Source organism: Azospirillum brasilense (assembly GCF_022023855.1).
Lineage (GTDB): Bacteria > Pseudomonadota > Alphaproteobacteria > Azospirillales > Azospirillaceae > Azospirillum > Azospirillum brasilense_F.
Genome location: NZ_CP059456.1, coordinates 1 through 19,138, shown reverse-complemented (window position 1 = coordinate 19,138; position 19,138 = coordinate 1). Strand labels below are relative to the sequence as shown.

General features: G+C 69.1%; 8 protein-coding genes and 2 pseudogenes. 3 read left to right on the top strand and 7 right to left on the bottom strand.

The genetic code is table 11. The features are described from left to right. Positions 1–228 precede the first annotated feature (228 nt). From H1Q64_RS33740 to H1Q64_RS33730, 3 genes are all read right to left on the bottom strand, one after another. On the bottom strand, positions 229–9,237 hold the full coding sequence (locus H1Q64_RS33740) for an Ig-like domain-containing protein (protein WP_237908340.1): 9,009 nt from the start codon (positions 9,235–9,237) through the stop codon (positions 229–231). 410 nt (positions 9,238–9,647) lie between these two features. Beyond that, positions 9,648–11,504, bottom strand: a complete 1,857-nt coding sequence (locus H1Q64_RS33735) for a tetratricopeptide repeat protein (RefSeq protein ID WP_237908344.1) — start codon at positions 11,502–11,504, stop codon at positions 9,648–9,650. A 32-nt stretch (positions 11,505–11,536) separates the two neighbouring features. Beyond that, positions 11,537–12,271, bottom strand: a complete 735-nt coding sequence (locus tag H1Q64_RS33730; protein WP_237908046.1) for a response regulator transcription factor — start codon at positions 12,269–12,271, stop codon at positions 11,537–11,539. Between the two features lie 237 nt (positions 12,272–12,508). On the opposite strand from H1Q64_RS33730, the gene H1Q64_RS33725 reads away from it, so the two are divergent. Beyond that, positions 12,509–14,401 (top strand): sensor histidine kinase, encoded by a 1,893-nt coding sequence (locus H1Q64_RS33725; protein ID WP_237908343.1) that lies wholly within the window; start codon positions 12,509–12,511, stop codon positions 14,399–14,401. Positions 14,402–14,459: 58 nt separating this feature from the next. Here the strand turns inward: H1Q64_RS33725 and H1Q64_RS33720 are convergent. The 4 genes and pseudogenes from H1Q64_RS33720 to H1Q64_RS33705 form a co-directional block, all read right to left on the bottom strand. Then, positions 14,460–15,059 (bottom strand): annotated as a pseudogene (locus H1Q64_RS33720) (IS3 family transposase); the annotation flags it as partial. 60 nt (positions 15,060–15,119) lie between these two features. Further along, complete coding sequence (locus tag H1Q64_RS33715; RefSeq protein WP_237906837.1) at positions 15,120–15,740, bottom strand: plasmid pRiA4b ORF-3 family protein; 621 nt, start codon at positions 15,738–15,740, stop codon at positions 15,120–15,122. Between the two features lie 44 nt (positions 15,741–15,784). Continuing rightward, the gene (istB, locus tag H1Q64_RS33710; protein WP_237906836.1) at positions 15,785–16,561 is read right to left on the bottom strand and encodes an IS21-like element helper ATPase IstB; all 777 of its coding nucleotides are present in this window, start codon (positions 16,559–16,561) and stop codon (positions 15,785–15,787) included. Next, positions 16,558–17,589, bottom strand: a complete 1,032-nt coding sequence (locus tag H1Q64_RS33705) for a Mu transposase domain-containing protein (RefSeq protein ID WP_237908342.1) — start codon at positions 17,587–17,589, stop codon at positions 16,558–16,560. The genes istB (H1Q64_RS33710) and H1Q64_RS33705 overlap by 4 nt, the downstream gene beginning before the upstream one ends. Here H1Q64_RS33705 and H1Q64_RS33700 point away from each other — a divergent pair. Beyond that, a complete protein-coding gene (locus H1Q64_RS33700; protein ID WP_237908341.1) occupies positions 17,503–18,534 on the top strand; it encodes a Mu transposase domain-containing protein in 1,032 nt (343 codons plus the stop codon). The genes H1Q64_RS33705 and H1Q64_RS33700 overlap by 87 nt on opposite strands. Then, a pseudogene (gene istB / locus H1Q64_RS33695) lies at positions 18,531–19,136 on the top strand (IS21-like element helper ATPase IstB); the annotation flags it as partial. The gene H1Q64_RS33700 and the pseudogene istB (H1Q64_RS33695), both read left to right, overlap by 4 nt. Positions 19,137–19,138 lie beyond the last annotated feature (2 nt).

Genomic DNA, 19,138 nt, shown 5'->3' with positions numbered 1-19,138 from the left:
AACGGCTTCAGCCCGCGGTCGGGCAATCCGTGCGGCGATGTCGGCATGGCTGAATGGCTCCGGGGATTCGTTCGATCGGGTAAACCATCATCCAACCGATAACCCTGCGGCGGCAAAGACCCCTGCGGATTAGCCCGCCCCCTCCGTTCGGGGAAGCCGACGCAAAACGGCGGGTGCCGGAGGCCGAAGGCCCCGGCACCCGCCGTTTCGTCTCGCGTGTATGCGTCCTCAGCCGAACCAGCCGGCGACGTTGCCGGTCTGGCCGAGGATGGTGATGCGGTTGCCTCCGCCGACGTCGAGGGTGGTGTTGCCGCCCTCCACCCGCGCCGAGCGGATCACCGCGCCGAGGTCCATGCCGGCGTCGTAGAGCGCCAGACGGTCCACACCCGCCTGGAAGTCCATCACCACCGATCCGCCCGATGCCCGACCGAAGGCGAAGACGTCCGCCCCGGCGCCGCCCCACAGCGTGTCCGCACCGCCGTCGGCGAACAGCACGTCGTTGCCAGCCCCACCGTTCAGCAGGTCGTTGCCCGCCCCGCCGAACAGCGTGTCGTTGCCGTCCTCGCCGAACAGCGTGTCATCGCCGCCGTCGCCGCTGGCCAGGTCGTCGCCCGCGCCGAGACCGATCAGGTCCCGCCCCGCCCCGCCCAGCGCCACGTCGTTGCCCGCGCCGCCGCTGATCGTGTCGTCGCCCGCGTCGCCGATCAGGAAGTCGTTGCCCACCCCGCCGAACAGCAGGTCGTTGCCAGCCCCGCCGGACAGCGTGTCGTCGCCCTCCTCGCCGGTCAGCGTGTCGTCGCCGTCCTCGCCGAACAGGATGTCGCGGCCCGTCCCGCCGAACAGCGCGTCGTTGCCGACGCCGCCGCCGACCAGGTCGTTGCCCTCGCCGCCGAACAGCCAGTCGTCGCCCTCGCCGCCCATCACCACGTCGTCGCCGTCGTCGCCGTACAGCGTGTCGTTGCCGCCGGCGCTGGCGATCGTGTCGTTGCCGCCGCCGCCGTGCAGGATGTCGTCGCCGGCCCCCAGATACATGTACTGCTGGTGGTCGTCGCCGTAGACGATCTGCTCGCCGTCGCCGCCGACCAGCGTGGCGTTGCCGACCACCGCCGCGAATTCGACGTTGTCGAGCTGGATGGTCACCGGACCCGCCGCCGCCGAGGTGTTGAGCACCACCGCGGTCGGCGCCGTGCTGGCGGTGCCGGTGCCGCCCAGCGTGTTGCCGGTCACCTTGGTCTGCACCGCCTGGCCGGCGGTCGCACCCGGCGTGCTGAAGTCGATGGCGCGCACCAGGAGCTGGGCCTGGGCGGAGAGCACCGAGAGGAAGCCCGAACCGCCGCCGGTCAGGTTGCCGCGCGAGGCGGTGCCGGCGTCGGTGCGCGCCTCGATGGCGGCGATCAGGCCGGTCAGCCCGGTCTGCGCCTCCGCGGCGGTCTGCCGCTCGGCGCTGCCGCTGGTGGTGACGGCCACCCCGTTGGAGACGCTGACCGTCAGGGTGGTGACGGTGGACACCGCACCGGTCTGCCGGTCGACCACCTGCTCGCGCACCACTGGCACGTCGGCGAGATCGGCGTTGGCGGTGCTGGTGTCCTCGACCCGCTCCCCGTTGCTGGCCGCGATGGTCACGGTGGTGACGCGCTTGCCGTCGCTGCCGGTGGTGATCGCGCCATTGACGGTGGCGCCGTCCACGGTGGCCGTCGGCGGCGGGGCGACCGGGGCGGGCTTCTCCGCGGTGGCGGTGAGCTTCTGCGTCGCCGCGGTGAAGGGCGGCGAGGCGTTGCCCGCCGGGTCGGTCAGGCCGAGGGTCAGGGTGAGCGTGCCGTCGCCCAGGCCGGAGAGGTCCAGCCCGGTCACCCGCATGGTCGGACCGCTCATCACGCCGGAGCCGGTGACCTGGCCGCCGCCGGCCGAGGTGATCGTCCAGGTGAAGCTGGTCCCGGCCTCGCCGCCGCTGATGGTGAAGGCGGCGCTGGACTGCTCGATGGCGTCGATGCTGTCGTCCTCGAACAGCACGGTCGCGGTCGGGGCGGTGGTGTCGACGGTCAGCGACTGCGTGCCGGGGGCTGAGACGTTGCCCGCCGCGTCGGTGGCGGTGGCCGAGACGGGGTTGGCGCCGTTCGGGTTGAGGCTCAGCGTGCCGGTGACCGGTGTGGCCGTGGCGAGGTCGAGGCTCCAGGCGCCGCCGTTCGTGGCGGTGGTCGTGTAGGTGGCGCCGCCGACGGTGACGGTGACGGTGCTGCCGGCCTCGGCCGAACCGGTGAGGGTCGGGGTCGTGCTGTTGCTCAGCGCCGTGGTGACGGTCGGCGCATCGGGCAGCGTGGTGTCGATGACCAGCGATTGGATGGCCGGCGCCGAGACGTTGCCCGAGGCATCGGTCGCCGTGGCCGAGACGGGGTTGGTGCCGTTCGGGTTGAGGCTGAGCGAACCGGCGGTCGGTGTGGCCGTGGCGAGGTCGACGGACCAGTTCCCGCCGGTTGCCGTGGTGGTGTAGGTGGCGCCGCCGACCGTGACGGTGACGGTGCTGCCGGCTTCGGCCGTGCCGGTGAGGGTCGGCGTGGTGCTGTTGGTCAGCGCCGTGGCGACGGTCGGCGCATCGGGCAGCGTGGTGTCGATGGTCAGCGACTGCGTGCCGGCCGAGGAGGTGTTGCCCGCCGCGTCGGTGGCGGTGGCCGAGACCGGGTTGGCGCCATTGGCGTTGAGGTTCAACGAACCGGTTACCGGCGTCGCGGTGGCGAGGTCGATGGACCAGTTTCCGCCGGTTGCCGTGGTGGTGTAGGTGGCACCGCCCACCGTGACGGTGACGGTGCTGCCGGCCTCGGCCGTGCCGGCCAGGGTTGGCGTCGTGCTGTTGCTCAGCGCCGCACTTGTCACCGCCGGAGCATTGGGCGCCGTGGTGTCGATGGTCAGCGACTGCGTGCCCGGCGTGGAGACGTTGCCCGCAGCATCGGTGGCGGTGGCCGAGATGTGGTTGGCACCGTTCGGGTTGAGGCTGAGCGAGCCGGTGGTCGGCGTCGCCGTGGCGAGGTCGATGGACCAACGCCCACCCGTCGCCGTCGTGGTGTAGGTAGCGCCGCCCACCGTGACGGTGACGGTGCTGCCGGCCTCCGCCGAGCCGGTAAGGGTCGGCGTCGTGCTGTTGCTCAGCGCCGTGGTGACGGTCGGAGCGTCCGGCGCGGTCGTGTCGATGGTCAGCGACTGGGTGCCCGGCGCCGAGACGTTGCCCGCCGTGTCGGTCGCCGTCGCAGAGATCGGGTTGGCGCCGTTGGCGTTGAGGCTCAGCGAGCCGGTGGTCGGCGTCGCCGTGGCGAGGTTGATGGACCAGTTCCCGCCGGTCGCGGTGGTGGTGTAGGTGGCGCCACCCACCGTGACGGTGACGGTGCTGCCGACCTCCGCCGTGCCGGCGAGGGTAGGAGTTGTGCTGTTGCTCAGCGCGGCGCTGGTCACCGCCGGAGCGTTGGGCAGCGTGGTGTCGATGGTCAACGATTGGGTGCCCGCGGATGACGTGTTGCCCGCCGCGTCGGTGGCGGTGGCCGAGACGGCGTTCGTGCCATTGGCGTTGAGGTTCAACGAACCGGTTACCGGCGTCGCGGTGGCAAGGTCGATGGACCAGTTTCCGCCGGTCGCCATGGCGGTGTAGGTCGCCCCACCGACGGTGACGGTGACGATGCTGCCGGCTTCCGCCGTGCCGGTCAGGGTCGGCGTCGTGCTGTTGGTCAGCGGCGCCGAGGTCACCGACGGCGCGGTGGGTGCGGTGGTATCGACAGTCAGCGTCTGCGTCCCCGCCGACGACACGTTGCCGGCGGCATCGCGCGCCGTGACCGAGACGGGGTTGGCACCGTTGGCGTTGAGGCCCAGCGTGCCCGAGGCCGGAGTGGCCGTGGACAGGTCCACGCTCCAGGCGCCGGTTCCCAACGCGGCCGTGGTGTAGGTGGCGCCGCCCACCATGACGGTGACCGTGCTGTTCGCCTCCGCCGTGCCGCCGATCACCGGTGTGGCGTTGTTGCTCAGGGCCGCCGAGGTCACCGAGGGCGCGTTCGGCGCGGTGGTGTCGATGGTCAGCGTCTGCGTCCCCGCCGAGGACACGTTGCCGGCGGCGTCCCGCGCCGTGACAGAAACCGCGTTGGTGCCGTTGGCGTTCAGGCTCAGCGTGCCGGACGCCGGGGTGGCCGAGGACAGGTTCACGCTCCAAGCGCCGGTGCCGGCGGCAGCCGTCGTGGTGTAGGTCGCACCGCCCACGGTGACCGTCACTGTGCTGTTCGCCTCGGCGGTGCCGGAAATGGCCGGGGTCGTGCTGTTGGTCAGCGCCGCCGAGGTCACCGCCGGGGCGTCCGGTGCCGTGGTGTCGATGGTCAGCGTCTGCGTCCCCGCCGAGGACACGTTGCCGGCGGCGTCCCGCGCCGTGACAGAAACCGCGTTGGTGCCGTTGGCGTTCAGGCTCAGCGTGCCGGACGCCGGGGTGGCGCTGGACAGGTTGACGCTCCAGACGCCGGTGCTGGCGGCAGCCGTCGTGGTGTAGGTCGCACCGCCCACGGTGACCGTCACCGTGCTGTTCGCCTCGGCGGTGCCGGAAATGGCCGGGGTCGTGCTGTTGGTCAGCGCCGCCGAGGTCACCGCCGGGGCGTCCGGTGCCGTGGTGTCGATGGTCAGCGTCTGCGTCCCCGCCGAGGACACGTTGCCGGCGGCGTCCCGCGCCGTGACAGAAACCGCGTTGGTGCCGTTGGCGTTCAGGCTCAGCGTGCCGGACGCCGGGGTAGCGCTGGACAGGTTAACGCTCCAGGCACCCGTGCCGGCGGCCGCCGTCGTGGTGTAGGTCGCCCCACCCACCGTGACGGTGACGGTGCTGTTCGCCTCCGCCGTGCCGCTGAGGGTCGGCTTCACCGCTTTGGTCAGGGCCGCGCTGGTCACCGCCGGAGCGTTCGGCGCTGTCGTGTCGATGGTCAGCGTCTGCGTCCCCGCCGACGAGACGTTGCCCGCGGCGTCGGTCGCCGTGACGGACACGGGGTTGGTGCCGTTGGCGTTCAGGCTCAGGGTGCCCGAGGCCGGGGTGGCCGAGGACAGGTTGACGCTCCAGGCCCCGGTTCCCGACGCGGCCGTGGTTGTGTAGGTCGCCCCACCCACCGTGACGGTGACCGTGCTGTTCGCCTCCGCCGTGCCGGTGAGGGTCGGCGTCGTGCTGTTGGTCAGCGCCGCCGAGGTCACCGCCGGAGCGTTCGGCGCCGTCGTGTCGATGGTCAGGGTGAAAGCGGTGGATGCCTGGGAGGTGCTTCCCTCGCGGGTGGCCGTCGCGGTCAGGGTGTGGCTGCCCTGGGCGAGGGTGCTGCCGGTCGGCGTGATGGTCCAGAGCCCGCCGGTTGCGGTCGCGGTGCCGATCGCGGTGGCGCCCCGGTACAGCACCACCGTCGCTCCGGACGCCGCCGAGCCGGTGATGGTCGGGGTCGTGTTGTTGGTGAGGCGGTCGCCGGCCACGCCGCTGTCGGAATCGGCGGCCAGCGCGAGCCCCGACGGAGCGCTCGGCGGCGGCGGACCTTGCAGGTAGACGACCATGCTGCCGGCGCTGTTGCCCAGCATCACGTCGAGTTTGCCGTCGCCGTCGAAGTCCGCCATGGTCGGCCGGGCGTTGTATCCAACGCTTCCGAGGCCGAAGGGATTGGTGCCGACCAGCGTGAAGCTGGGAGCCGCGCTCGTCCCGACGTTCCGGTAGGCGACCGTCTGGCCGCTGCCGTTGCCGATCAGCAGGTCAAGGTCGCCGTCGCTATCGAGATCCACGAAGACCGGTGCCGCATTGCTGCCGACGTGGCTGAGACCGAAGGGGTTGGTGCCGGCCAGCGTGAAGCTGGGGGCCGTGCTCGTCCCGACGTTCCGGTAATAGACCAAGCCGCCGCTGTTACCGACCAGAAGGTCGAGATCGCCGTCGCCGTCGAGATCGGCGAAGGCCGGCGCAGCGTAGTTGCTGCCGTAGGCGAGGCCGAAGGGGTTGGTGCCGACCAGCGCGAAACTGGGAGCCGTGCTCGTTCCGACGTTCCGGTAATAGACAAGGCTGCCGTTGCCGACACCGATCAGGGCGTCGAGGTCGCCATCGCCGTCGAGGTCCGCGAAGGTCGGGTTGGAGTAGTTGCTGACGCTCCCCAGCCCGAAGGGGCCGGTGCCGACCTTCGTGAAGCTCGGCGCGGTCGCCGTGCCCACGTTGCGGTAGAAGGTCAGTTCGCCGAAGTAGGCGCCGGTCACGATGTCCAGGTCGCCATCGCCGTCGAGATCCACCAGGACCGGCGTGGCGGACGAGTTGATCCCGACGATGCCGTGGGGGTTGGTGCCCAGCAGGTTGAAGTTGATGTCGGTCTGGTTGCTCACCGGCTGGGTGGTCAACGTGGCGGTGCCGTTGCCGGCGACGTCGCGCGTCGGCGCTGCCTGCGGCGGGGTGTAGTCCACCGTCACCGTGTCGGTGCGCAGGACGGCGTATTCCAGGGTCAGGGTGACGACCGAGCCGGTGATGGCGACGTTCGTCACGCCCACCGTCGCCCCGCCCGCCTTCACCGTGAAGGCCGACGCGGCGGGCTTGGACGACACATCCAGCGCCTCGGAATAGGTCAGCGTCAGCGTGGCGCCGTTCACCACCGCCGTGGACAGGACCGGCGCCGTGGCATCGATGGTGACGACCAGCGTCTTGGACGGGGCGGAGGTGCCGTCGCTGTTCTTCGTCTTCGCAGTCAGGGTCCGCGCGCCGTCGGCCAGCGCAGTGGCCGGCGTGATGGTCCATAGCCCGTCGCTGCCGGCGGTGGTGGTCCCCAGCGCCGTCGCCCCGTCGTACAGCACCACCGTCAGCCCGGCCAGCGCCGTGCCGGTGATCGTCGGGGTCGCGTCGCCGGTGAGCCGGTCGCCGGCCACGCCGAGATCCGACGCGGGGTCGAGCGCGAGCCCTTCCGGCGCGTCGGGCGGCGGCACCTGCCGCGACAGGATCAGGTTGCCGTCCGCGTTGCCGATGAGCGCGTCGAGATCGCCGTCGCCGTCGATGTCCGCGAAGGCCGGCGTCGCCTTGCTCCCCGCGTTCTCAAGGCCGAAGGGGTTGGTGCCGACCAGCGTGAAGCTGGGGTAATAGCTGTAGCCGACGTTGCGGTAGACGACCGTGTCGCCGTTCGCGTTGCCGACCAGCAGGTCGAGGTCGCCGTCGCCGTCGACATCCACGAAGGTCGGCATGGCGCCGCCGGTCATGCTGCCCAGCCCCAAGGGATTGGTGCCTCCCAGCGTGAAGCTGGGCACCGCCGAAGTGCCGGCGTTCCAATAGAGAACCAGGTTGCCGGCGCCGTTGCCGATCAGGACGTCGAGGTCGCCATCGCCGTCGATGTCCGCGAAGGCGGGTGCTGCGGCGCTGCCGACCCCGCCGAGGCCGAAGGGATTGGTTCCGGCCAGCGTGAAGCTGGGCGCCGTCCGGGTGCCGACGTTGCGGTAGACGACGATGCCGCCGTTCTGGTTGCCGATGAGCGCGTCGAGATCGCCGTCGCCATCGATGTCCGCGAAGCTGGTCGAGGCGTTCGTGCCGACGCGGCCCAGGCCGAAGGGGTTGGTGCCGGCCAGCGTGAAGGTCGGGTTCGTCCGGGTGCCGATGTTGCGGTAATAGAGCGTATCGCCGGCGGCGGTGCCCACCAGCACGTCGAGGTCGCCGTCGCCGTCCAGGTCGGCGACCGCCGGCCGGGCGTTGCTGCCGCTGTCGCCCAGCCCCAGCGGGTTGGTGGAGGGCGGCAGAAAGTTCGGATCGCCCGGCGTGTTGTTGACCACCGCCCGTCCGGTCAGCGCGCCGGCGCTGTTGCCGACGGCGTCCTGGACCGGGTTCGACGAGGGCGGGGTGTAGTCCACCGTCACCGTCTTGTAGCGGGCGACTTCCTTGGCGAGGGTCACGTTGACCGTCGAACCGTAGACGTAAATGTTGCTGATCTCGACCACGACGCCGTTCACCTTCACCGTGAAGGCAGACTTGTCCAAGGCGACGCTGAACATCGCCTCCGAGTAGGTGAGCGTCAGCGTGGTCCCGTTCACCGCCGCCGACACCAGCGTCGGAGCGGACAGGTCGATGGTCACGACCAGCGCGCCGGAGGCGGAGGAGGTGCCGCCGTTCTGGCTGGTCTTGGCGGTCAGCGTGTGGGCGCCGGCGCCCAACGTGCCCGTCGGGGTGATCGTCCACTGCCCACCACTACCCGCCGTCGCGGTCCCGATGGCGGAGGACCCGTCATACAGCACCACGGTCGAGCCGGCGACCGCCGTGCCGGTGATGGCCGGTCGGGTGTTGTTGGTGATGCGGTCGCCCCGCACGCCGCTGTCCGTATCCCAGCCCAGCGTCAGCCCGGTCGGCGGAGCGACGGGGGCCGGGCCGTTCCAGTAGGCGACGATCCTCCCCCCCTGCTCGCCGACGATCGCGTCGAGGTCGCCGTCGCCGTCGAGGTCGACGAAGACCGGCCGGGCGTAGCTGCCGCTGTCGGCGAGGCCGAAGGGGTTGGTGCCGACCAGCGAAAAGTTCGGGTTCGTCCGGCTGCCGATGTTGCGGTAGACGACCGTGTCGCCGGCGTTGGTGCCGATGATGGCGTCGAGATCGCCGTCGCCGTCGATGTCCGCGAAGGTCGGCGAGGACATGTTGATGCTCTCGCTGCCAACCTTTCCGAGGCCGAAGGCGTTGACGCCGACCAGCGAGAAGCTGGGCTCCGTCCGGGTGCCGACGTTGCGGTAGACGTACAGGTCGCCGCTGCCGCTGCCGATGATGGCGTCGAGATCGCCGTCACCATCGATGTCGGCGAAGGTCGGCTTCGCGTAGAATCCGGTGCTGCTGAGGCCGAAGGGATTGGTGCCGGCCAGCACGTAGCTGGGGGTGGTCGCCGTGCCCACGTTCCTGAAATAGAACAGGTAGCCGCGCCCGGTCAGCGGCGAGCCGTTGGTGCTGTTCGCGGAATCGCTGCCGATCAGCAGATCGAGGTCGCCGTCGCCGTCGAGGTCGGCGAAGGTCGGCGACGACCAGCCGCCGACATTGCTTAGGCCGAAGGGGTTCGTGCCGGCCCAGGTGAAGGAAGGCCAGCCGCTCGTCCCGACGTTCCGGTAAAGCGTGATGCCGCCGTTTACGTCGCCGATCAGGGCATCGAGATCGCCGTCGCCGTCGATGTCAACGAACACCGGGGTGGCCTGTCCCGCCACGCCGGAGGGGCCAACTTTTCCGATGCCGAACAGAGCGGTGCCAAGCAGCGTGAAGTTCGGATCGGCCATGGTCGTGTTTCCCCTCGGTTAGGACGGTCAGGATGTGCGAGGGCTCTCCGAGCGGCGGAGGCCACGGTCAGTGTTCAAAGTCTGGAGTTCTCGGGCGCTGGGAACGGGTTCGTTCCGCTTATGCCGCCGGGCTCCTGCGTAACAAGAGCGCAGGCTTCAAAGTAAAACTGGACGGATTACTAGGCAGATGCTTTAAAAAATACGGCTTCATTTCGCTTATTCTCTGATATTTGTAGAGAATTATGCCAAATTCACGACTTTCGGCTGCGTGGCGCACACCAAAAGTGGCGGTTTTGGACGATAGTGAAGAAGCCGCACTAATCACATGGACAAAAGGTGACGTGGATCTGACCGGTTTCTGACCGGCTCGACGGAAGGGGCCGTGACGGCGGCCCCGCAGGCTCATGCCCTTAATAGGGTGGCGCGGCGGGAATCCGGTGGTCCGCCACGATGCGGAGGCGGGCGGCGAGCCGGGCGATGACCGGATCCCAATCGCCGGGGCGTTCCTGCCGGAACAGGCGCATGGTTGGGTACCAGGGCGTGTCGTCTCGGCCGATCAGCCAGCGCCAGCAGGCGTCGAAGCGCGACAGCACCCAGACCGGCTTGCCCAGACCGCCGGCGAGATGGCACACCGACGTGTCGACCGAGATGACGAGATCGAGCTGCGTGATCAGGGCGGCGGTGTCGGCGAAGTCCGTGACGTCGTCCATCCAGTCGGTCAGGTCCATGCCGGGCGGCGGCGTCCCGGCCTGGGCCGCCGGAGCGCCCTTCTGGAGGCTGATCCAGGCGATTCCCGGTACGGAGGCCAGCGGAGCGAGCGCCGCCAGAGGCAAGCTGCGCCGCCCGTCCACCGCGTTGGCGCCGAGGTGCGCGGCATGCGAGTCCCCGGCCCAGACCAGCCCGACCTTCAGTCGGCGCTCTCCGACCCGGTGTTCTCCCGTCAGGCGCTCCCGCCAGCGCGCCTCGTCGGCCGGCGCCGTGCGCAGATAGGGAACGGCGGCCGGGATGGTGTCCAGCGTCGTCCCGAACAGGCGCGGCAGGCTCAGCAGCGCGACCACGGCATCGCAGGGCGGCGGCGGTTCGTCTGACCGGTGGACCGCGGACACGCCGGGCATCAGGGAGACCAGCCGGACCAGCGACGGCTGCACCTGCGCCTCCACCCGCGCGCCGCGCGCGGCCAGCAGCGGGGCGTAGCGGATGAAGTGCAGCGTGTCCCCCTGTCCCTGCTCCGCGGTCAGCAGGATACGTCGGCCCGCCGGGTCGGTGCCGTCCCAGAGTGGAGCGTGATCCGGCGTCCTGGCGCCGCCCATGCGCCAGCGCGCCTCGTAGAGCCGCCAGCCACGCGCCAGATCACCCATCGCCAGCAGGTTCAGCGACAGATTGAAGCGGCCCACCGCTCCACCCGGGTCCAGCCGCGCGGCACGCCGATTGTAATGGGCGGCAATCTCCGGATGCTGCAGCGCGTGCAGGCCAAGCGCCAGATTGATCCAGGGGGTGGCCTCCCCCGGCGCCAGAAGCACGGCGCAACGGCCATGGGCGACCGCCGCGTCGAAGTCGCCCAGCATGGTGGCGACCACGCTGCGCATGGCGTAAGCGTTGGCGTTCTGCGGATCGATCCGGTGCAGCTGGCGGATCAGACGCAGCACCTCCGAAAAACGGCTGAGGCGGAAGGCGGCGCCGGCCAGCGCCCCGATCGCCTCCGGGGACGCCGGATCGAGCGCCAGGGTCCGCTGCAGAATGCCGACTCCCTCTTCCCGCGCCCGGGCATCGCCCCGCACCCGGTCCCCGTCTGTCAGGGCCGTGCCGAAGGCGACCAGCGCCTCCGTGCGGGTCGGGGTCAGCCGGACGGAGCGGAGCATCGCCCTCAGCCGGACCTCGTCGAGCGATTCGGCGCCGGCCAGCCGGGCGAGCCAGTCCCAGCCGGTGGGAAAAGCCGGGTCCACCGCCAGCGCCCGCAAGGCCAGACGCAGCGCCGCCCGCGGACAACCCTGCCCAGCGAACAGGACCGACCGCGCGCAGAGCGCCTGGGTATAATCCGGGCGCAGCGTCAGAGCCCGGGCGTTGACCACCGCCGCCGCGCCATCCTGGCCGAGCGTGCGCAGCCCCTCACCCAGATTCATGTAACCGGCGGCGTGGCCGGGCGCCTGGACGATGGCGCGTCGGTGACGGCGGACCAGGGACAGCGCCCATCGTTTGTCCGCCCATCGTTTGTTCGTGGGTGGGACGGGGATACCGGTCTTCAAATCGGCCGTATGGTTCGCCGGCATGATCTGGTCCACCGCCGGAGGGAGGGGAGCGCTCAATTCGGGTCGAGGACGATGCCGTCGCGCAACGCGTAACCCACCCGCGGGATGGTGGTCACGGCGAGGGGAATGCCGGCGGAAACCTCGACGGTACGGCGCAGGCGGCGGATCGCGGAGTCCAGGATCTGGCGGTCGCTGAATTCCGGATTGTGCCCGAGCGCGGCCAGCAGGTCGTCCCGCGGCGCGGCGTTGGGCGCGTGCAGGGCGAGCGCGGCCAGGAGTCTGGTTTGCTGATCGGCGAGACGCACGACCTGCAGGTCCGGACCGACCAGCAGGTGCGAGCGCTGCTTCAGCAGCCAGACCGGTGCGGCACCCTCGGACGCCGGGGCTTCCACGCTCTTCCCGGCGGCTTCCATGCGGCGACGGCCCTTGACGGCAAGACCGCGGATCGCCGCGATCAGCTCGTGCGTGTCCACGGGCTTGACGAAATAGATGTCAGCCCCAGCCTCGTACCCCGCCACCCGGTCGCTGGTGGTGCCGCGAGCGGTCAGCAGGATGGCCCCGATCCCCAGGGTGGTGACGTGTCCAAGCACCTCCAATCCGCTTTCATCCGGAAGGTTGACGTCGATCACCGCAACGTCCGGTCGTACCGATAAAGAACCTTTGTAGAAACTGAGCGCATCCGCAAAAGCACGGACATGAAAGCCGGCCCCATCGAGACAATCGGCAAGGGCGTCTCGGAAATCTTCGTCGTCTTCCACGAGGAAAACCGAAACGTCATCGGGCTTCATAACCGTCCTTTACGTGACGAGCACCTTGTGGAAGAAAGTGCGGAGGAAAGACGATACTGTCTCTACGGCATTGCTCGCGAAAGGGGCAATAGGAATTAAAGCGAGACTCGGGTCAACAACCGCTCGATGGTGCCGCACCCGGCAACATGGAACGTACCGACGCGACGCAATCCCGATGTGGCACAATTTCGATACGGCATGGCGGCCGGCACAGCAGACGGTATAGAGGGCGGGCCCATGCATCTGGACGGCAACACTCTTTTCGCCATGACCGGAGTGATGATTTTCCTCTCGGCTCTGGTGGCCACGCTTCTCTACAAGCTCAACACCTCGGTGCCCGGTCCGCGGGGCTGGGCGTGGGGCAACATCCTGGTGGGGGTCTTTTTCCTGCTGCGGATGCTTCCCGCCCCGGTGCCGGAGTGGCTGAGCATCGCCGTCGCCAACGGCATTCTCCTGCTGGGCCAGGGCTTCACCTACATGGGAATGCGGCAGTTCGTCGGCCTGCCGCCCCTTCCGGCCGTTCCGTATGTCGCAGCCCTTCTGGTGGGGACGCCGCTGCTCTGGCTGCTCGACGACGGCAACGCACGCGTCGCTCTGGTCAGCACTGGGCTGCTCGCCTTTTCGGTCGCCACCATCGCCGCTCTGGTCGGACGGTCCGATGGCAGCGTGATCGGCCGGCGGTTGGTGATCGGCCTGTTCGCCGTCAACGCGGTGATGCTGACGTTTCGCATCGCCATGGCTCTGGGCAGTTCGATCAACATGGTGCCGAACAATGGGGGTGGCGGTGGCACCATGGCGCTGGTTCTGTTCGTCTGGAACATCCCCTTCGTCTTCATCGGCTGCGCCGGAATGGTGCTGATGGTTGCCGAGCGGCTGGCCTCGCAGGAGGCCCGGCGCGCCGAAGCCTTGGCCGGCGAGGTGCGGGAACGCGAACGCGTTGCCCGGCTGCTGACGGAGAGCGAGCGGCAATTGAGCGATCTGGTCAGTTCCTCGCCGCTGCCGATCCTCGTGGTGTTTCCGGACAGCCTGACGGTCGCCTTCCTGAACCAGCGGGCCGCGGACCTGCTCGGCCCCATCCAAGGGACCGCCATCGGCGCCCGGCTGCCCGATCTGATCGACCTGGGCACGGTGGGAGAGCCCGAAACCATGCTTCAGGCCCGGAGCCGTCCGCCGGGCGAACCATGGGAGGCTGAAACGTTGGCCCGCCTGCCCGACGGACGGCGGCTGTGGCTGCGCGTGTCCGCCGCCGCGGTGGGATTCGCACGGCGCGAAGCGCTGATCGTCAACCTCAACGACATCTCCGTTCACAAGGACCTGGAACAGAGTCTGGACGCCGCGCGCCAGAAGGCCGAGACGGCCTTGGAGATCCAACGCAACGCCATGGCGGAGCAGCGAAACTTCCTGGCCATGGTGTCGCACGAGTTCCGCAACCCGCTGGCCGTCATCCACGTCGCGGTGGATGATCTGACCGGAGCGGGCGGCGAGTTGGCGGGACGAAGCCTCGATAAGCTGGCGCGCATCCGACGCGCAGCGCAGCGCATGCGCAAGCTGGTCGAGGACTGCCTCGCCGAGGATTGGCTGGAAGCGGCGAGCCTCACGCCGGCCCTGCAGCCGTTGGACACGGCGGACCTGACACGGTCGCTGTGCGCCGATTTGGCTTTGCTGCACCGTCATGCCACCTTTGCCGTCCATCTGCCGAGCGAGCCGGCGACGGTCATGGCTGATCCATCACTTTTGTCGGTGGCTCTGTCGAACCTGATCGACAACGCCGTCAAATATTCCCATCCCTGTGAGGTCACCGTGACCCTGTCGGTGGAGCGCGACACGGTGCAACTGTGCGTCCACAATCCGGGTGCAGCAATTCTGCCGGCCGATCTGGGTCACATCTTCGAAAAGTTTTACCGATCACCCAACGTTGGGCGGCGCGCCGGAGCAGGACTCGGTCTCTATCTTGTCAAACGCATCATAGAGGCTCACGCCGGGCGCATAGAGGTTGACAGCCGCGACGGTGCCGGAACCGCGTTCACCGTGCAGCTGCCCCCAGTCAATCCGGTGCGGGATAAGAGCCTCCCGAACCCACGTCAAACCGCCATGAATGCGACCGTTGCCTCGGTTGAGATGGTCCACTGAGATGGTCCCCGTTTCCCGGACAGATTTGCGGCTTTGCTAAGCTTGGTTCAGGTCCGTGTCATGCCGCCAATCTGATGGGGTCCGGTGTGCCCTGGTAGGCCTCCTCCGGGGTTCTGCCGCCGAGCGCGGAGTGCGGACGGTCCATGTTGTAGTAATGGATCCACCGGCCGATCCCGGCCCTCGCCTCGCTGCCGGTCTCGAAGGCGTGGAGGTAGACGCACTCGTACTTCATCGATCGCCACAGCCGCTCGATGAAGACGTTGTCCATCCACCGGCCGCGCCCGTCCATCGATACCCGGATGCCGGCCGCGGTCAAGAGGCCGGTGAAACGCGGACTGGTGAACTGGCTGCCCTGATCGGTGTTGAAGATGTCCGGTCGGCCGTGCCGCGCCATCGCCTCCTCCACCGCCTCGATGCAGAACTCGACGTCCATGGTGTTCGACAGCCGCCAGCTCAGGACCTTGCGCGTCGCCCAATCCATCACCGCCACCAGGGACAGGAAGCCCCGGCGCATCGGAAGGTAGGTGATGTCAGCGCACCAGACCTGGTTGGGTCGGTCGATGGTCAGGTCGCGCAGCAAGTACGGCCAAATCTTGTGCTCGGGGTGCCGCACCGTCGTCTTCGGACGCTGGTAGACCGCTCGCAGCCCCATCCGCTGTGCAACGACAATTTTGACGTCCTGTTGACGCCAATTACGGTGTCCGGTCGGAGGGTGGGATCAGTCGTATCGTGACAGTGCCGCTCGGCGTTTTGCGGCGCGGACAGCGGAGCGAACAGCGCGATCGGTTTTGGCGATGTCGAACTTTTCGGGATGGAATGCTCGGCCCGCCCATCGCTTCATGTCGGCATGGTCGGGGTGGTTTGGGTCGTGCAAGACGTCGAGGAACTCAGCGTAGCCATGGACACCGCCGACGTCCTCTGGCGGTCGCGAGCGGGCGCCGTCGATGCAGGCGGGGTACTTGCGATCGGCCTCGGGCAAACGCAGGGTTTCGATCTCGATCCGATGGTGCCAATCGTCGCCGAAGTCGTAGAGATAGAGGAACGGCGGCGGGGTGGACAGGAAGTCGAACAGGCGAACGTCCTCCTCCGGCAATGCCCGGCTGTCGTCGTCGAAGGCGTCGGCGTTGAGCATGTCGGGGTCGCCGAAGCGCAAGCCGCCGATCTCGAACTGATGGAGATGGTAGTCGAGCCAGCCGAAGGCGGCCTGAATGATGTGGTGCAACTCGGCCAGCGTGGTTTTGCGCGGCACCAGCAGGCGCCGCCAGATCGGCGGGTCGATGTCCAGGATCGTGATCTTCAGCTGGGCGATGGTCGGCGGCTCATACATGGCCGCCATCATGCCGCCGCGCCGGTCCGGCGACAATTACGCGGTTGTCGCGTCGATTACCCTTCGCCGGCCCTCGGGTCTTGGGCCGCGGCCAGGGCGGAGCGGCGGCGGTAGCTTTCCGTGTTCAGTTCCAGAATGGTGGCGTGGTGCACCAAGCGGTCGATGGCGGCCACGGTCATGGCGGGATCGGGAAAAATCGCGTCCCAGGCGCTGAAGGGTTGATTGCAGGTCAAGATCAAGCTTCGGCGTTCGTAGCGTTCGGCGATCAGCTCGAACAGCACCGAGGTTTCGGCCTGGTCCTTGCGGACGTAGCCGAGGTCGTCGAGGATCAGGCAATCGAAGCGGTCGAGCCGGGCCAGCAGGTTTGGCAGGGCGAGGTCGCGCCGCGCCGCCTGAAGCTTTTGCACGAGATCGGTGGTCCGGGTGAACAGGACACGCCGGCCGCCTTCGATGAGGGCGGTGCCGATGGCGGCGGCGACATGGGTCTTGCCGACGCCGCTGGGGCCGAAGATCAGCAGGTTGGCGCCGCGCTCGATCCAACCGTCGCCCCGGCCGAGCGCCTCGACGTGGGGTTTGCGGATGGTGGGCACGGCGGCGAAGTCGAAGGTGGCCAGCGTCTTGCCGTCGGGCAGATCCGACTCGGCCATGTGGCGGGCGATGCGGCGTTCGGTGCGTTCGGCCAGCTCATGCTCGCACAGGGTGGCCAGGAAGCGCGCGGCCCCCCAGCCCTCTCGGTCGGCCCGTTCGGCGAAACCCGGCCACAGCCGGCCAATGGTCGGCAGGCGCAGGGCGGACAGCATCACGGGCAGTTTGGCGGCATCGATGTCGGTCATGCAGGCTCCGGATCGGGGGTGGCGGTGGCCGGCCGCAGCAGGCGGTCGTATCCGGCGAGATCGGGCGGCGCCACGGTGATCAGTGGCACCGCCGCCGGCTGGGGAGGCGCCACGGCCGTCCGGGCACCCTCGAGATCGGGCAGGCCGCCGCGGTCGAGCACGGCGTCGAGATGCTCGGCCAGGGCCGCCTCGCAGGCGCCGGTGGCCGCCAGATGAAGCAGACCGACGTAGACGCGGCACGCCTGCCGGTCGTCGAGCTGTTCGTCCAGCACCTCCCAGGCCCGGCGGAAGGCCGGTCGGGGAAAGAGTTCGTCGCGGAAAACGGAGCGGCGGAACGCCTGCGGCTTGCGCACCAGGGATGCGGCGAGGTGGCGGTAATCGACGACCCGGTCGCGCAGCTTGCCCTTGGGATGCTTGCGGGCGAGCGTCAGCACCTGGGTCGTGCCCAGCCAACAGAGCAGCCGGTCGTCGTAGAGATGCACCTTAAGCCGGCAGCCGACAAGCCGGGACGGCACGGTGTAGAGCACCTTGCGCACGGAGATGGTGCCGCTACGGGTCACGGTGACGGTGGTGGTGGAGAAATCGGTGGTGCGGTGGCGGGGCAGCGGCTTGAGTTCCGGCAACTCCACCTCCAGCGCCTTTCGGCGGCGGGCGTTCTTGCGGGCGACGGTGTCCTGCAGGAAGGCCTGGTAGGTGGGAATGTCCGGGAAATCGCGCGACCCACGCAGATCGAGGGCGTCGCGCAAGGCTGCTTTCAGATGTCCATGGGCGGCTTCAACGCTGCCGTTCTCATGAGCGACGCCGGCGTTGTTGCGGGTCGGGGTCATGCCGTAATGGCGGCAGAAGGCGGCGTACCCGGCGGCTTCGTCGTCCTCGGCCGTCAGGTTGCGGTAGGCGGCGGACAAGCGGTCGGTGCGATGGGTGTGAGGAACGCCGCCGAGTTGCCACAGCGCTTCCTGAAGCCCTTCGGTCAGGGCGGTGAAGCTCTCGCCGCCCTGACCGAAGGGCTTCAGGAAGCGCTGTGGCAACTCGGCGGCGTTCCTCACACCCATCGCACCGACCGCTTGTCCGCCGCCTACCGCAACCTGACGGCCGAGGACGACGAAGCCGCCGGGTACGCCGCCTTCTGCCGCCATTACGGCATGACCCCGACCCGCAACAACGCCGGCGTCGCTCATGAGAACGGCAGCGTTGAAGCCGCCCATGGACATCTGAAAGCAGCCTTGCGCGACGCCCTCGATCTGCGTGGGTCGCGCGATTTCCCGGACATTCCCACCTACCAGGCCTTCCTGCAGGACACCGTCGCCCGCAAGAACGCCCGCCGCCGAAAGGCGCTGGAGGTGGAGTTGCCGGAACTCAAGCCGCTGCCCCGCCACCGCACCACCGATTTCTCCACCACCACCGTCACCGTGACCCGTAGCGGCACCATCTCCGTGCGCAAGGTGCTCTACACCGTGCCGTCCCGGCTTGTCGGCTGCCGGCTTAAGGTGCATCTCTACGACGACCGGCTGCTCTGTTGGCTGGGCACGACCCAGGTGCTGACGCTCGCCCGCAAGCATCCCAAGGGCAAGCTGCGCGACCGGGTCGTCGATTACCGCCACCTCGCCGCATCCCTGGTGCGCAAGCCGCAGGCGTTCCGCCGCTCCGTTTTCCGCGACGAACTCTTTCCCCGACCGGCCTTCCGCCGGGCCTGGGAGGTGCTGGACGAACAGCTCGACGACCGGCAGGCGTGCCGCGTCTACGTCGGTCTGCTTCATCTGGCGGCCACCGGCGCCTGCGAGGCGGCCCTGGCCGAGCATCTCGACGCCGTGCTCGACCGCGGCGGCCTGCCCGATCTCGAGGGTGCCCGGACGGCCGTGGCGCCTCCCCAGCCGGCGGCGGTGCCACTGATCACCGTGGCGCCGCCCGATCTCGCCGGATACGACCGCCTGCTGCGGCCGGCCACCGCCACCCCCGATCCGGAGCCTGCATGACCGACATCGATGCCGCCAAACTGCCCGTGATGCTGTCCGCCCTGCGCCTGCCGACCATTGGCCGGCTGTGGCCGGGTTTCGCCGAACGGGCCGACCGAGAGGGCTGGGGGGCCGCGCGCTTCCTGGCCACCCTGTGCGAGCATGAGCTGGCCGAACGCACCGAACGCCGCATCGCCCGCCACATGGCCGAGTCGGATCTGCCCGACGGCAAGACGCTGGCCACCTTCGACTTCGCCGCCGTGCCCACCATCCGCAAACCCCACGTCGAGGCGCTCGGCCGGGGCGACGGTTGGATCGAGCGCGGCGCCAACCTGCTGATCTTCGGCCCCAGCGGCGTCGGCAAGACCCATGTCGCCGCCGCCATCGGCACCGCCCTCATCGAAGGCGGCCGGCGTGTCCTGTTCACCCGGACCACCGATCTCGTGCAAAAGCTTCAGGCGGCGCGGCGCGACCTCGCCCTGCCAAACCTGCTGGCCCGGCTCGACCGCTTCGATTGCCTGATCCTCGACGACCTCGGCTACGTCCGCAAGGACCAGGCCGAAACCTCGGTGCTGTTCGAGCTGATCGCCGAACGCTACGAACGCCGAAGCTTGATCTTGACCTG

Bases quoted from the DNA above. Each gene is read 5' to 3' on its own strand.
- istB (WP_237906836.1), bottom strand. From the start codon at position 16,561: ATGACCGACATCGATGCCGCCAAACTGCCCGTGATGCTGTCCGCCCTG.
- H1Q64_RS33725 (WP_237908343.1), top strand. From the start codon at position 12,509: ATGCATCTGGACGGCAACACTCTTTTCGCCATGACCGGAGTGATGATT.
- H1Q64_RS33740 (WP_237908340.1), bottom strand. From the start codon at position 9,237: ATGGCCGATCCGAACTTCACGCTGCTTGGCACCGCTCTGTTCGGCATC.
- H1Q64_RS33735 (WP_237908344.1), bottom strand. From the start codon at position 11,504: ATGCCGGCGAACCATACGGCCGATTTGAAGACCGGTATCCCCGTCCCA.
- H1Q64_RS33730 (WP_237908046.1), bottom strand. From the start codon at position 12,271: ATGAAGCCCGATGACGTTTCGGTTTTCCTCGTGGAAGACGACGAAGAT.
- H1Q64_RS33715 (WP_237906837.1), bottom strand. From the start codon at position 15,740: ATGATGGCGGCCATGTATGAGCCGCCGACCATCGCCCAGCTGAAGATC.